This window comes from Bradyrhizobium sp. BRP23 (assembly GCF_020194135.1).
GTDB lineage: Bacteria > Pseudomonadota > Alphaproteobacteria > Rhizobiales > Xanthobacteraceae > Bradyrhizobium > Bradyrhizobium yuanmingense.
The window spans coordinates 369,502-383,094 of the sequence record NZ_JADYVW010000005.1 but is presented as its reverse complement, the minus strand read 5'-3'; the positions used below and the strand labels follow the sequence as shown (position 1 = coordinate 383,094).

Annotated in this window: 14 protein-coding genes; 1 reads left to right on the top strand and 13 read right to left on the bottom strand. The window is 65.1% G+C overall.

Annotation, left to right across the window (positions count from 1 at the left end; genetic code table 11):
- Positions 1–96 precede the first annotated feature (96 nt).
- The 9 genes from I6F24_RS16795 to I6F24_RS16755 form a co-directional block, all read right to left on the bottom strand.
- A complete protein-coding gene (locus I6F24_RS16795; RefSeq protein ID WP_036009516.1) occupies positions 97–1,269 on the bottom strand; it encodes a phosphoserine transaminase in 1,173 nt (390 codons plus the stop codon).
- Between the two features lie 79 nt (positions 1,270–1,348).
- Entirely contained in the window at positions 1,349–1,555 is a 207-nt protein-coding gene (locus tag I6F24_RS16790) for a hypothetical protein (protein ID WP_036009515.1), read from the bottom strand.
- A gap of 160 nt (positions 1,556–1,715) precedes the next feature.
- Positions 1,716–2,180, bottom strand: a complete 465-nt coding sequence (locus I6F24_RS16785) for a GNAT family N-acetyltransferase (protein ID WP_225148076.1) — start codon at positions 2,178–2,180, stop codon at positions 1,716–1,718.
- An 18-nt stretch (positions 2,181–2,198) separates the two neighbouring features.
- Positions 2,199–2,789, bottom strand: a complete 591-nt coding sequence (locus tag I6F24_RS16780) for a glutathione S-transferase family protein (RefSeq protein WP_225151045.1) — start codon at positions 2,787–2,789, stop codon at positions 2,199–2,201.
- Positions 2,790–2,859: 70 nt separating this feature from the next.
- Positions 2,860–3,747: an outer membrane beta-barrel protein gene (locus I6F24_RS16775; protein ID WP_225151043.1), complete on the bottom strand. Its 888-nt coding sequence runs from the start codon at positions 3,745–3,747 to the stop codon at positions 2,860–2,862.
- A gap of 166 nt (positions 3,748–3,913) precedes the next feature.
- Positions 3,914–4,744, bottom strand: coding sequence for an outer membrane beta-barrel protein (locus I6F24_RS16770; protein WP_036009511.1), 831 nt, complete (start codon positions 4,742–4,744; stop codon positions 3,914–3,916).
- 236 nt (positions 4,745–4,980) lie between these two features.
- A complete protein-coding gene (locus I6F24_RS16765) occupies positions 4,981–6,225 on the bottom strand; it encodes an MFS transporter (protein ID WP_276573670.1) in 1,245 nt (414 codons plus the stop codon).
- A 247-nt stretch (positions 6,226–6,472) separates the two neighbouring features.
- Positions 6,473–7,816, bottom strand: a complete 1,344-nt coding sequence (glmM, locus tag I6F24_RS16760) for a phosphoglucosamine mutase (protein ID WP_036009507.1) — start codon at positions 7,814–7,816, stop codon at positions 6,473–6,475.
- Positions 7,817–8,037: 221 nt separating this feature from the next.
- Positions 8,038–8,205, bottom strand: a complete 168-nt coding sequence (locus tag I6F24_RS16755) for a hypothetical protein (RefSeq protein ID WP_167361667.1) — start codon at positions 8,203–8,205, stop codon at positions 8,038–8,040.
- 129 nt (positions 8,206–8,334) lie between these two features.
- Here I6F24_RS16755 and I6F24_RS16750 point away from each other — a divergent pair, with 129 nt between their 5' ends.
- Complete coding sequence (locus I6F24_RS16750) at positions 8,335–9,471, top strand: alpha-hydroxy acid oxidase (protein ID WP_036009502.1); 1,137 nt, start codon at positions 8,335–8,337, stop codon at positions 9,469–9,471.
- Between the two features lie 228 nt (positions 9,472–9,699).
- On the opposite strand, the gene I6F24_RS16745 is transcribed toward I6F24_RS16750, so the two are convergent.
- The 4 genes from I6F24_RS16745 to I6F24_RS16730 all read right to left on the bottom strand — a co-directional run bounded on the left by I6F24_RS16745 (position 9,700) and on the right by I6F24_RS16730 (position 13,417).
- Entirely contained in the window at positions 9,700–10,326 is a 627-nt protein-coding gene (locus I6F24_RS16745) for a hypothetical protein (protein ID WP_225133859.1), read from the bottom strand.
- 64 nt (positions 10,327–10,390) lie between these two features.
- Positions 10,391–11,230, bottom strand: a complete 840-nt coding sequence (locus I6F24_RS16740) for a shikimate dehydrogenase (protein ID WP_225151042.1) — start codon at positions 11,228–11,230, stop codon at positions 10,391–10,393.
- Between the two features lie 66 nt (positions 11,231–11,296).
- Positions 11,297–13,039 carry a SulP family inorganic anion transporter gene (locus tag I6F24_RS16735; protein ID WP_225151039.1) on the bottom strand — a complete coding sequence of 581 codons (1,743 nt, stop codon included), beginning with the start codon at positions 13,037–13,039 and terminating at the stop codon, positions 11,297–11,299.
- A 105-nt stretch (positions 13,040–13,144) separates the two neighbouring features.
- A complete protein-coding gene (locus I6F24_RS16730) occupies positions 13,145–13,417 on the bottom strand; it encodes a helix-turn-helix transcriptional regulator (protein WP_008566993.1) in 273 nt (90 codons plus the stop codon).
- Positions 13,418–13,593 lie beyond the last annotated feature (176 nt).

The following is a 13,593-nucleotide window of genomic DNA, read 5'->3' as shown; positions in this document are numbered from 1 at the left end:
TTACGGCACGTCATCCGCGGTCTTGACCCGCGGATCCATCTCTCTTGATTGATGGATGGCCGGGTCAAGCCCGGCCATGACGAGGATTAGGTTTGCTTACGCCGCCTTCGCGAGCGTGGCCTTGGTCTCGGCGAAGGCCCAGTCGATCCACTGCGTCAGCAGCTCGACGTCCTTTGCTTCCACCGTGGCGCCGCACCAGATGCGCAGGCCGGCCGGCGCGTCGCGGTAATAGGCGAAGTCGTAGCCCGCGCCTTCCTTCTCGACGAGGGCCACCAGCTTCTTGCTGAACTCCGCCTGCGCGTCCTCGGAGAGCGAGGTGATCGCGGGATCGGTGAACTTCAGGCACACCGAGGTGTTGGAGCGGATCGAAGCGTCCTTGGCGAGGAAGTCGATCCAGGGCGTCTTCGCCTTCCAGTCCGCCAGCACCTTGGTGTTGGCATCGGCGCGCGCGATCAGCGCCTTGAGACCGCCGATCGACTTGGCCCAGTTCAGCGCATCGAGATAATCCTCGACGCAGAGCATCGACGGCGTGTTGATGGTCTCGCCGACGAAGATGCCTTCGTTGAGCTTGCCGCCCTTGGTCATGCGGAAGATCTTCGGCAGCGGCCAGGCCGGCTTGTAGGTCTCGAGCCGCTCCACCGCGCGGGGCGATAGGATCAGCATGCCATGCGCGGCCTCGCCGCCGAGCGCCTTCTGCCAGGAGAAGGTGACGACGTCGAGCTTGGCCCAGTCGAGCGGCTGCGCAAATGCGGCGGAGGTCGCATCGCAGATGGTCAGGCCTTCGCGGCTCGCGCTGATCCAGTCCGCGTTCGGAACGCGCACGCCCGACGTGGTGCCGTTCCAGGTGAAGACGACGTCGCTCTTGGGATCGACCTTCGACAGATCGGGGATCTCACCGTAGGCCGCATTGAGCTTGGTGACGTCCTTGAGCTTCAATTCCTTGACGATGTCGCTGACCCAGCCCTCGCCGAAGGATTCCCAGGCGAGCGTGGTGACCGGCCGTGCGCCAAGCAGCGACCACAGCGCCATCTCGACCGCGCCGGTATCGGAGGCCGGCACGATGCCAATGCGGTAATCGGCGGGGACCTCGAGCACTTCGCGCGTCAGGTCGATCGCGAGCTTGAGCTTGGCCTTGCCGATCTTCGCGCGATGCGAGCGGCCGAGAGCTGCGTCCTTGAGATTTTGGGCGTTCCAGCCGGGGCGCTTGGCGCAGGGGCCGGAGGAGAAATGCGGCACGGTCGGCCGCGAAGCGGGCTTCGCTACAGTCATGATCTACCCTTCCAGATAGTAAGCCTCCCGTTGGGGGGAGGTGTCCCGCCGCGGCTGATACGGGAATCGGGAAGGTCCGTCAAGGAAGTTCCGGGGCCTCACGCGCCAGTGATGGCGCTTCCGGTGCAATATCAGGGGATTCGACAACAGTGAGCGCGTTCAGCAAGTCCGTGGCATCGCTGATCAATTGCGCCGCCTTGCGGCGGCTTCCGACCTTCAAAATGCATTTGTCATTGGCCTGCACGACGTAGTCGTTGCCGACCTTGATCATCGAATAGCTTGTCATTGAAATGTCCCGAACCGAGCGAGCCCGGTGTCAGATGCCCCCGTAGCACCCTTCGTTCCTTCATCAATGTGAACGACGGAGCGGTAGTTTACCGGCTCTTAACACGACCGAATGAAAAGCCCGCTTTTCGCCGGCTGCGCAGCGCTCGCGTCGCGCTGCCTCAAAAGCGGACAGTCATGCCGACGTGACTCGCCGTGAAGCCGAGCCGCTTGTAGAAGCGCTGCGCATCGACGCGCGTCTGATGCGTGAGCAACTCGACCAGATTGCAGCCGCGCGCCTTTGCTTCCGTCACGGCCCATTGCACCAATTGCTCGCCGATGCCGCGGCTGCGACACTCGGTGGCAACGCGAACATCCTCGAGCAGGCCGCGCGATCCGCCTTGCGAGCTCAGGCCCGGCAGGATCGCGAGCTGCAGGCAGCCGACCACCCTGCCCTCACTCTCGGCAACCACCAGCGTCAGATTCGGATCGCGCGCGATCCGCGCGAATGCGTCGTAATAGGCGGCCGGCAACGGATCCTCCACGCGCTCGCGCGCGCGGCCGAGATGATCGTCGGCGAGCATCGCGACGATCGCGGCGACGTCCTCGCGGCGCGCGGGACGGATAGAGACGGCTTCGGCATTCATGTCAGGCGACTCCGTACCTCAGCGCGCCGGCGGAAGGCCGAGAAACGCTTCGACGTCGCCGATCCAGCGGCGGACGGACGCATGGCGGCCGAGGTCGAAGCCGCCTTCATGGGCAACACGCGTATAGGCGAGCAGCGACACGTCGGCGAGCGACACCTCGTCGCCGGCGAACAAGCGGCTGGCTGAGAGGTGTTGCTCCATGCGGTCGAGCGCCGCATAGCCGCGCTTGACCTTTTCAGGATCGAGCTCGGAGGCATCCTTGCCGAGATAGACCATGAGGAAGCGGCACACGGCGATATAGGGCTCGTGGCTGTACTGCTCCCAGAACAGCCATTCGTCCATCTTGGCCGCCGTGAAGGCGTCGCGCGGAACCAGCGCGCTGTCGCGGGCGACATAGCGGATGATGGCGTTGGACTGCGCCAGCGTACGGCCGTCGTCGAATGCAACGGTGGGCACCTGGCCGGCGCCGTTCATCTTCAGGAATTGCGGCGTGCGCGTCTCGCCCTTGCGGGTGTCGATCTCGATCCACTGGTAGGGCACAGCGAGCTTGTCGCAGACCCACTTCACCTTGAGACAATTGCCGGAATTGCTGTCGCCGTAGATCTTCATCGCTGCCGCCCCGCTTTCGGAACGAGAGAGCATCAGGACGAAGCGCAGCTGTCAACAGGAAGCGGACGGCTCAGAACTTGTAGCCGACGCCGAGGCGCGCGTTGTTCAACGTCACCTGCGTGTTCATGACGGGCGAGAATCTCACATATTCGTATTCGATGCGGGCGAACAAGCCGTCCCAAACGCAGTATTCGAGCCCGAGGCCGGCGGTCCAACCCACTGCGTACGTGTTGGTCCTGTGCTGACCTTGCGTGCCCGACTGCGCAGGAACCGGGCCCCACGTTCCAAGTATCGTCGTGGTGTTGCCGAAGAAATCCGTCGTCGTCGTGTCCTGTCGCATCGAGACGCTGCTGGTCACGGTGCGCGACACGTCCATTCGCCCGACGGCAGCGCCCATGAAGGCATAAGGCATGAAGCTGCCGCCGTCCCAACCCACGCGGCCGCGGAGCGTCACCATGTCTTTGACCTGTGCCGCCGCGGCACCCCTCAGCGTGACGGCATAGTTGTTGGTGACGCCGGGCGCCCGCACCTCACCAGGCGGGTTGACGATGACGAGCGAGTTGGTTCCTGACGTCAATGTCGCCATATCGTTGAAGTAGCTGTAAGTGCCCTCGAGACTGAGAACGGCATCATACCATTGCCAGTTGCGGCCGCCGAAGCCACCAAAATTGGTGCTTTGAGTGTTGGTCTTGTTCAGCAGCGACCACGTCGAGGTCGGCCCCTGGAGTACGCTGTCGCGGAAGATGTAGTTGGTCAGTCCGACCACGCTCTGACTGAAATCCGTGGCATCTGCGGTATAACCGCCATGACCGCCGACATAGAAGCCATTCCAATTGACGGAGGTCTTCGACAGACCGTCCGCGAAGCCGCCGCGCAGCACGGGCAGGTCCGGCATGTCGGCCGCTTGCGCGGCAGACACCGTCCCCAACATCGCCGCTGCCAACACCAGCCTACGCATCACCACGCTCCATCGGACTCGAACTGTTGCGATGATCATCGCCTGTTAACCTTAACCAATGGTTGCGCCGGGCGCCTTCGCCGCACCTCGCCATGAAAAATACGCAAAGCAAAACGGCGCGGGATGATCCCGCGCCGTTAAGGAGTCCTAACCGATCAGGTTGCGATCAGCCCTTGGTGACCAGCGGCGGCGGCACGTAGGCCGGCGGGCTGTTGAGATCCCAGCGCACGCCGAGCTTGACGTCGTGCGAGGTGATGTCCCTGACCTTGATCGAGGTCGGGCCGGAAGCGCTGTTGTCGAACAAGCGGTAGTTGCCGGGCGCGGCATCGCCGAGGTTCATGTAGCTGTAGGCCAGTTCGACGGTGAAGCCGGGATTGACCTTGTAGGCAAGACCGGCGTGAGCGGCCCAGGCGAGGTTCCACTTTCCGTTGTCGGCAAAGTAGGCGACGCTGTTGTTGAGCAGCGGGCTGTAGGACACGCCGTCGTCGCGGAAGCCGCTGAGCTTGTTGTAGGAGCCGCCGACGCCCGCGCCGATGAACGGAGTGACGCACCACCAGGTGCCGAGGTCGACATAGGCGTTGGCCATCACAAGCCACTCGGACTTGCTGCCGCTGTAGTTGTTGACGCCGACGAAGCCGGGTCCCACGACATTGTCGCTACCGTGCAGATTGGCCTTGCCCCGGTACTGGCCGATGACGTCGGCGCGGAACCAGTTGTTGAAGCGATAGCCGACGCCGAGGCCGAACAGCGGCGAGGAGTCGAAGCCGAGGCCTTCCGTCGTCTTCGAGTACCCGGCCGGCAGGGCGCTCTCGATGCGCTTGGCGCTCTGGTTGGTCATGCCGATGTCGCCGCGCAGATACCAGCCGCCGAAGTCGGCGGGCGGAGCCGGCGGCGCGTACATCGGAGGGGGGGCGGCGATCGGCATATCGGCGGCGAACGCCATCGACGAGATCAGGGTTGCCGCACCCGCGGCAAGGAGAGACTTAACGCTACGCATTGGCTTCGTCCTTATGGCCGGTGAGGCTGAATACGAGCGCCTCACGTTCTGGAAACTCACGGGGGACGATGCCAGCAAATGTTTAAGCGCCACTTAACCCTAATTTTTAAGGTTGATTTTTTCTCACCCTACACGCGCGCGCCGTGCGAGCGTTGCAAAAATGCCGCGCCAAATGCGACATCGGCGCCGCATTCCCTAACGATGTGTGAAGCCGCAACGCGGCAAGAGAGGATGCGTTAACGCGCGTTTCGCGGCAGCTTGGGCAGGAACACCGCGAGCAGCCCGATCACCGGCAGATAGGCGCAGACCTGGTAGACGAACTCGATCGAGGTGTGGTCGGCGAGCTTGCCGAGCACGGCCGCGCCCAGGCCCCCGATGCCGAAGGCGACGCCGAAGAACACACCGGAGATCATGCCGAAGCGGTGCGGCACCAGCTCCTGCGCGAACACGATGATCGACGACGTCGTCGAGGAGATGATCAGGCCGATGGCGACGCTGAGCACCGCGCTCGCAACGAGCCCGGCATAGGGCAGCGCCAGCGTGAACGGCAGCGCGCCGAGGATCGAGATCCAGATCACGATCTTGCGGCCGAAGCGGTCGCCCAGCGGACCGCCGAGAAACGCACCCACGGCGTTCGCCGCGAGAAAGACGAAGAGATAGATCTGGGCTGCCTGCGTCGAGACGCCGAAACGGTCGATCAGGTAGAAGATGTAATAGCTCGACAGGCTCGAGACGTAGAGCTGCTTGGAGAACAACAGCACGACGAGCACTGCGAGCGCTACCGCGACACGGCGCGAGCTCGGCGCACCGGGCTGGGTGTGGACGGGCGCCGCTTTCTTCGTCGCGATCTGCGGCGCGTACCAGCGCCCGATGCGCCAGAGAATCAGGATGGCGAGAAACGCGATCGAGGAGAACCAGGCGATGCTGCCCTGCCCGAACGGCACCACGATCAACGCGGCGAGCACCGGCCCCATCGAGGTGCCGAAACTGCCGCCGAGCTGGAACACCGATTGCGCAAAGCCGTAGCGTCCGCCCGAGGCGAGCCGCGCGATGCGCGCCGATTCCGGGTGAAACACCGCCGAGCCGAGGCCGACCAGAGCGGCGGCGACGAGGATGACGAGATATTGGTGCGCGACGCTGAGCAGCAGCAGGCCGAAGAAGGTCGAGGCCATGCCGACCGCGAGCGAATAGGGTTGCGCTTTCTTGTCGGTGTAGTGCCCGACCACCGGCTGCAGCAGCGAGGCCGTGAACTGGAATGCCAGCGTGATCATGCCGATCTGCGCGAAGTCGAGCGCGTAGGCGTCCTTCAGGATCGGGTACACCGAGGCGATCAGCGACTGCATGGTGTCGTTGAGGAAGTGCGAGACGCTGATGCCGGCGAGCACGATATAGGCCGGCCCCTTGGCGGCGGCCGGCGCCAATTCGGCGACGACGACGGGCTCGGTCAGCGTTTCCTCTGAGACGACGACAGGCTTGTTCAAGGCGGCAATCCGGCGCGGCAGATTGCCGCGAGGTGCTGATTACGACGCAAGCGGCGGCGGGACCATCGTCAATCGCAAATGGCTGGGATGCGTCTCTTACCCTCTCCCCTTGTGGGAGAGGGTGGCTCGCCGCGTTAGCGGCGAGACGGGTGAGGGGTTTCTATCCTCACGAGCTGTGTTGCGAGCGGATAGAACCCCTCATCCGGCGCTTCGCGCCACCTTCTCCCGCAAGGGGAGAAGGAAGGACTCAAGCCGCGGCCTGCCCCAATGCCGAAACGATGGTGTCGACGACGTCCTCGACGAGGTGACGGTCCTCGCCTTCGCCCATGACGCGGATCACGGGCTCGGTGCCGGAGGAGCGGATCAAGAGGCGGCCGTGGCCGTTGAGGCGCTTCTCGCCGTCGGAAATCGCCGACTTGACGTCGGAATCATCGAGCGGCTTGCCGCCCTTGTGGCGGACGTTCTTGAGGATCTGGGGCAGCGGATCGAAACGGTGACAGACCTCGGACACGGGGCGGCGCAGCTTCTGCACCACGGCGAGCACCTGCAATGCGGCGACAAAACCGTCGCCGGTCGTGGCGTAGTCGGACAGGATGATGTGGCCGGACTGCTCGCCGCCGAGATTGTAGCCGCCGTTCAGCATCTGCTCGAGCACGTAGCGGTCGCCGACCGGGGTGCGCACGAGCTCGAGGCCCTGCCCTTGCAGGAAGCGCTCCAGCCCGAGATTGGACATCACGGTGGCGACGATGCCGGGACGCGAAAGGCGTCCGTCCTCCTTCCAGCTCTGCGCGATCACCGCGAGCAGCTGGTCGCCGTCGACGACATGGCCGCGCTCGTCGACCAGGATGACGCGATCGGCGTCGCCGTCCAGCGCAATGCCGATGTCGGCGCGCATCTCGCGCACCTTCTTCGACAGCGCCTCCGGCGAGGTCGAGCCGCAATCCTTGTTGATGTTGAAGCCGTCGGGCTCGACGCCGATCGGCACCACGTCGGCGCCCAATTCCCACAGCGCCTCGGGCACCACCTTGTAGGCGGCGCCGTTGGCGCAATCGATCACGACGCGCAGGCCCTCGAGCGAAAGGTCGCGCGGCAGCGTGCGCTTGGCGAATTCGATGTAGCGGTCATGCACGCCGTCGATACGGCGGGCGCGGCCGAGGCTCGCGCTCTGGGCGAGCCGCTTGTCTAGGGATTCATCGAGCAACTGCTCGATCTGCCGCTCGACGTCGTCGGACAGCTTGAAGCCCTGCGGGCCGAACAGCTTGATGCCGTTGTCCTCGAACAGATTGTGCGAGGCCGAGATCATCACGCCGAGATCGGCGCGCATCGACTTGGTCAGCATCGCGACCGCCGGCGTCGGCATCGGGCCGACCAGCAGCACGTCCATACCGACCGAAGTGAAGCCTGCCACCATGGCGTATTCGATCATGTAGCCGGACAGACGGGTGTCCTTGCCGATCACGACGCGGTGGCGGTGGTCGCCGCGCTGAAACGCAAGGCCCGCGGCCTGGCCGACCTTGAGCGCGAGCTCCGGCGTGATCAGTCCGTTGGCGCGGCCCCTAATCCCGTCCGTCCCGAAATATTTGCGGCTCATATCGTCCCCCAAGCAACAACCAGGGACTCCCCTCTACAACCACGGGCTGCCCCAACGGGACCCGCATCCCTGATTTGCCGAGGTCTTATAAAGCTATCGCGGCTAACTTGGCTTCAAAAAATATGATGAATCATTACGGAACCGGCGCCGCGACCGCCCCCGATAACACATTGTTAACATTGCAATTCCGGCGTGACCAGCGAAAAGCGGTGGAACTCGCCTTAATCCGAGCGCTTCACATGGCCGTCCGCGCGGCTCGGCGCCGGCTGGGTGACATTGACGGGATCGGAGCCCGGGAAGGTCTCCTCAAGTCCTTCTTCCAGCGCCTCCTCGAGATCATGCTTCTCCTTGATCTCTTCCGGCGAAGGTCCTGCGTGCGGCTTCGTCATGGCGCTCTCCTTGGCACTCTCCTTCCAAAACGTTCTGCAAACGATTTGGCTGTGCATCCAACCATGCTAGATGACCCCGAAATCTTCCGATGCAAGACTGTTTGGTACGTGACGGGCCGGGGAAACGACATGAAGCATATTACCTGTATCGACGATCTTCGCACGCTGCATCGGCGGCGCGTGCCGAAGGCATTCTTCGACTATTGCGACCGCGGCTCCTACGCCGAGGAGACGCTGCGCGCCAACCGCGAGGACATGCAGGCGATCAAGTTCCGCCAGCGCATCCTGGTCGACGTCTCCAAGCGCGACACCTCGACCACGATCCTCGGCGAGCCGTCGACGATGCCGCTGATCCTCGCGCCGGTCGGCCTGCTCGGCATGCAGCACGGCGACGGCGAGATCCACGCCTGCCGCGCCGCGCAGGCTGCCGGCATCCCGTTCACGCAATCGACCATGTCGATCTGCTCGATCGAGGACATCGCCGCCAGTGTCGAGAAGCCGTTCTGGTTCCAGCTCTACGTCATGAAGGACCGCGGCTTCATCAAGGAATTGATCCAGCGCGCGATGGCCGCCAAGTGCAGCGCGCTGGTGCTCACGGTCGACCTGCAGGTGATCGGCCAGCGCCACGCCGACATCAAGAACGGCATGACGGTGCCACCGGAATGGTCGCTGTCGAAGCTGCTGGACTTCGCCAGCAAGCCGGCCTGGGTCTCCGGCGTGCTGCAGGGCAAGCGCCGCACCTTCGGCAATATCGCCGGCCACGTGAAGAACACTGAAGATCTCAACCGCCTCGCCGAATGGACGGCCTCGCAGTTCGACACCTCCTTGAACTGGAAGGACGTCGAGTGGGTCCGCAGCATCTGGCCGGGCAAGCTGATCATCAAGGGCATCCTCGACGTCGAGGACGCCGAGGAAGCCGCCAAGACCGGCGCGCAGGCGCTGGTGGTCTCCAACCACGGCGGCCGCCAGCTCGACGGCGCGCCGTCCTCGATCGAGGTCCTGCCCGAGATCGCGGACGCGGTTGGCGACAGGATGGAGATCATGTTCGACGGCGGCATCCGCTCCGGCCAGGACGTGATGCGCGCGCTGGCGCTCGGCGCAAAGTCGTGCATGATCGGCCGCGCCTATGCCTATGGCTTAGGCGCTGGCGGCCAGGCCGGCGTCGCCAAGGCGATCGACATCATCCAGAAGGAGCTGCTCACCACGATGGGCCTGTGCGGCGTCAACCGGGTGGACGAGATCGACGATCACGTGATTGCGGTGTGAGGGCTCTGCCGGGACGCCGCAGCAATAATCACGGTCGTCCCGGACAAGCGCGCCCAAAGCGCGCGCCGATCCGGGACCCATAGCCACAGGCGGGTGTGGCTATGGGGACTCGGAGTGGCCTGCTTCGCGCAACAACTTTTCCCTGTGGTTATGGGTCCCGGACCTGCGCTGACGCTTGTCCGGGACGACGGCGGCATTTCAGGCGGCAGGTGCGCGTCTCACAGCCCCTCACATCGGCGGCGTCAGGCCGTCGCGGCCGACGCTGACGCGGTTGGTCTCGAACGAGCCGTCGGGCAATTGTTTCATGAAGGCGATGACCTTGGCGCCGGGCTTCAGCTCGGATTTGTCGCCGGGCACGAAGGTCACGACCGGCGTGTCGTCGGCGACGAACACCTTCTTCTCGCCGTCCTTGTACTTGACCAGCAGCGTGTGACCGTCATTGCCGACGACGCTCTCCGCCACGGTCGCATTGGTCATGCTGGAGTTGGGCTTGAGGTCCCAGGGTCGCGAGCCTTCGCCAGTGCCGCGCATGCTTTCCGGAAACACGTGCACCTCGACGGCGTTCTGGCTGCCATCCGGTCCCGGCACGGTGGTGGCGCCGATGAACGAGCCCGGCTTGATGTCGGCGAGCGAGATCTTGGTAACGCCCGACACGTTCACGTCGGAGGCAAGGCGAAGCTTGACCTCTTCACCGCTGCGCGACTTGACCTGCATGGTGTCGCCATTGACGCTTTCGATGGTGCCGCGCACGCGCGTCGGCACCGGCGCTCTCTGGGCGAAGGCGCAGTAGGTCGAGACGATCACCATCGCGACGGCGATCAGGGGGCGTGTGAAAGTTGCACGTTGAACAGGCATGACGGTCTCCGATTGTCCCACGACGTAGAACTCCAGAGATGGTGTGCTATTCGCCGCGCCCCTCTCAAGTCTTCGTGAGATCGGCTTCGACCAATGCGCGCAGCTCGGCGGTGACCTCGGGCCGCCGCCCGAACCACAGCTCGAAGCCGCGCACCGCTTGATGCAGCAGCATGCCGAGCCCATCGGCGGTCTTCAGGCCGCGCGCCGTCGCCGCGGCGAGCAGCGGCGTCACCAGGGGAACGTAGACGAGGTCGGCGACGACGGCATCTTGCGGCAAGCGCGCGAGGTCGACGTCGAGTGAAGGCTGGCCATGCATGCCGAGCGAGGTCGTGTTCACGAGAAGCTTTGCGCGCGGCAGCACCTCGCCGATCGCGTCCCACGGCAGCGGATGCACGTTCGATCCGAACTGTTGTGCCAGGGTCTCGGCCCGCGCGATGGAGCGATTGGCGACATGCACGCAGCTGATGCCGCGTTCCAGCAGGCCGAACACGACCGCGCGCGAGGAGCCGCCGGCGCCCAGCACCAGCGCCGCCTCGGCCATGTTCCAGCCGGGCGCGCTGGCATCGAGATTGTTGATGAAGCCTTCGACATCGGTGTTGGTTGAGCGCAGCTCGCCGTCGGCGAACCACAGGGTGTTCGCGGCGCCGACGGCCCTGGCGCGCGCGTCGGGCGTCGACAGCGCCAGCACGGCTTCCTTATGCGGGATGGTGACGTTGGCACCGACGAAGCCGCGCAGCGACAGCCGCAGCACGAAATCGCGCAAATCCTCGGGCGGCACCGCCTCGATGACATAGCCGCCCTCGATGCCGAGCGTGCGCAGCCAGTGATGGTGGATCAGCGGCGAGCGCGAATGCGCGGCCGGCCATCCGATCAGACAGGCTGCAGGGGGCTTGGGCGCGGTCATCTTTCCCTCGGGTCGTTTCCGAGGCGATCCATTTCGCGTCGCGCCCGCTCTGTCAAGCGCGCGCGGTCAGCTCGCAGCGGTCTCGTCGGCGGCCCGGCCCTTGATGTCGGCGATGGCGCGCTCGAGGCTCGTGCGATAGCGCGCGCGCGGCGGCGTGACGCCATGGGTGAGCAGCGCGCGGCGGACCGCGGGCGAGGCCCCGGTGATGAACAGCCTGATGCCCTGGCGGTGCGCCTTGGCGGCGACGCGGCCGATCACGTTGGCCGCGGTCGAATCCAGGAACGGCACCGCGGCGAAATCGACCACGAAGGCCTTACGCCGGTCGGCAATGCCGTCGAGCACGCCGCCGATCGCCGAGGCCGCGCCGAAGAAGAACGCGCCGGTGATGCGATAGACCAGCACGTCGCGGTCGACCGCAAGCGCGGGATCGTAACGCACACGGTCGCCGTTGCCGTCGTCGGGGCGATCATCCGCAACCAGTGGCGTCCGCTCCTCGATGCCGGTCATCTCCGCCATGCGATGGATGAACAGGACCGCGCCCAGCGCGAAGCCGACCAGGATGCCCTCGGTGAGATCGCGAAAGATCGTGAGCAGGAAGGTCGCGAGCAGCACCACCGCATCGCCCCATGACGAGCGCAGCAGAGTTGCGAATTCATGCTTCTCCGCCATGGTCCAGGCCACCACCACCAGCACCGCGGCGAGCGCGGCCAGAGGGATGTAGCTTGCAAGCGGCGCCGCGACCAGCATGAACAGCAGCAGGAACACCGAATGCAGCATGCCCGCGAGCGGCCCGCGCGCGCCGGCGCGGATGTTGGTCGCGGTGCGCGCGATCAGCCCGGTGACGCAGATGCCGCCGAACAGCGCCGAGCCGATATTGGCCGCACCTTGCGCCACCAGCTCGCAATTGGAGCGATGACGGCGGCCGGTCATGCCGTCGGCTACCACCGCCGACAGCAGCGATTCGATCGCCGCCAGCAGCGCGAACACGATCGCATCCGGCAACACCGCCCTTGCCTTTTCCAGTGAGAACGCGGGCAGCGCCGGCGATGGCAATTCGCGCGGGATGCCGCCGAAGCGCGAGCCGATGGTCTCGACCGGCAACGACAGCACCGCGCTGGCGACGGCTGCAAACACGACCGCGATCAGGATCCCGGGCCAGGACGGCCGCCAGCGGCGCAAGGCGGCGATAATGCCGATGCTGACGAGGGCGACCGCGACGGCGGACGGATTGATCGTGTTGAGGCCGCCGGCGAGCGCGACGAGCTTGGGCACGAACTCGCTGGGCTCCTTGCCCGCGAGCGTGATGCCGGAGAGATCGCGGAGCTGGCTGGCAAAGATGATGACGGCGATGCCGGCGGTGAAGCCGACGGTGACGGGATAGGGAATGAACTTGATGTAGGTGCCGACCCTGAGCAGCCCTGCGCCGATCAGGAACAGGCCCGCCATCATGGTGGCGAGGATAACGCCATCGACGCCATGCCGCTCCGCAGTCGCCGCGACCAGAACGATGAACGCACCGGCAGGGCCGCCGATCTGGAACCGGCTGCCGCCGAGCAAGGAGGCGATGAAGCCGCCGGCGACGGCGGTGTAGAGGCCGCGGTCCGGCGTCACACCCGAGGCGATCGCGATCGCCATCGACAGCGGCAGCGCGACGATCGCAACCGTGAGGCCTGCGAAGACGTCGGCGCGGAAATCCGCGAGGCCGTAGCCTTCGCGAAAGACGGTGACGAGCTTCGGCAGATACAGTTCGGCAAAGGTCGGCTGACGCAGCTGGTGCAGCCGTCCTGCCTGATCGCTCGTGATGCTCATGTCAGCAAAGTGCTCCGCTGGCCCCACAATGCTCCGAAGCATCGTGCGTCCTAAGGTGCGACGATGCGCTAGCCCATCTCGATCCCGGGCACGATCAACGCGCGATCATGCTCCGACACGGCGCGGCGGCCCCGGCTCCTTCAAGCGAACGCCACGTCCGCCGCTGTCGCTGCGGGCCTGCTCGCCGATCAGCTCGACGCCGGCCCGGTCGAACGCCTCGACCACCTTGATCAAGGTCTCGACCACGCCACGAACATTGCCGGTGGAGGCCTCCATCCGCTGGATGGTCGGCAGCGACACGCCGGCGAGCTCGGCCAGGGTTTTCTGGTCGATGCCGAGCAACGCGCGGGCTGCCCGCATCTGGAACGAGGTGATCACCTTGGCCTCACTTACGAGCAGTTATAAGTGATATCTAGAACATATACAACGATGTAAAATACATCATACGGTGGCGAAAGCAAGGGAGGCGTCGTCGCAATGACGAAGTGTGGTGCAGTGGCATACGAGAATCTCGTGTCCCGGACGCGCTGCAACGCTCTTGGCGTTGCTGCGCA

Bases quoted from the DNA above. Each gene is read 5' to 3' on its own strand.
- I6F24_RS16795 (WP_036009516.1), bottom strand. From the start codon at position 1,269: ATGACTGTAGCGAAGCCCGCTTCGCGGCCGACCGTGCCGCATTTCTCC.
- I6F24_RS16790 (WP_036009515.1), bottom strand. From the start codon at position 1,555: ATGACAAGCTATTCGATGATCAAGGTCGGCAACGACTACGTCGTGCAG.
- I6F24_RS16785 (WP_225148076.1), bottom strand. From the start codon at position 2,180: ATGAATGCCGAAGCCGTCTCTATCCGTCCCGCGCGCCGCGAGGACGTC.
- I6F24_RS16780 (WP_225151045.1), bottom strand. From the start codon at position 2,789: ATGAAGATCTACGGCGACAGCAATTCCGGCAATTGTCTCAAGGTGAAG.
- I6F24_RS16775 (WP_225151043.1), bottom strand. From the start codon at position 3,747: ATGCGTAGGCTGGTGTTGGCAGCGGCGATGTTGGGGACGGTGTCTGCC.
- I6F24_RS16770 (WP_036009511.1), bottom strand. From the start codon at position 4,744: ATGCGTAGCGTTAAGTCTCTCCTTGCCGCGGGTGCGGCAACCCTGATC.
- glmM (WP_036009507.1), bottom strand. From the start codon at position 7,816: ATGAGCCGCAAATATTTCGGGACGGACGGGATTAGGGGCCGCGCCAAC.
- I6F24_RS16755 (WP_167361667.1), bottom strand. From the start codon at position 8,205: ATGACGAAGCCGCACGCAGGACCTTCGCCGGAAGAGATCAAGGAGAAG.
- I6F24_RS16750 (WP_036009502.1), top strand. From the start codon at position 8,335: ATGAAGCATATTACCTGTATCGACGATCTTCGCACGCTGCATCGGCGG.
- I6F24_RS16745 (WP_225133859.1), bottom strand. From the start codon at position 10,326: ATGCCTGTTCAACGTGCAACTTTCACACGCCCCCTGATCGCCGTCGCG.
- I6F24_RS16740 (WP_225151042.1), bottom strand. From the start codon at position 11,230: ATGACCGCGCCCAAGCCCCCTGCAGCCTGTCTGATCGGATGGCCGGCC.
- I6F24_RS16735 (WP_225151039.1), bottom strand. From the start codon at position 13,039: ATGAGCATCACGAGCGATCAGGCAGGACGGCTGCACCAGCTGCGTCAG.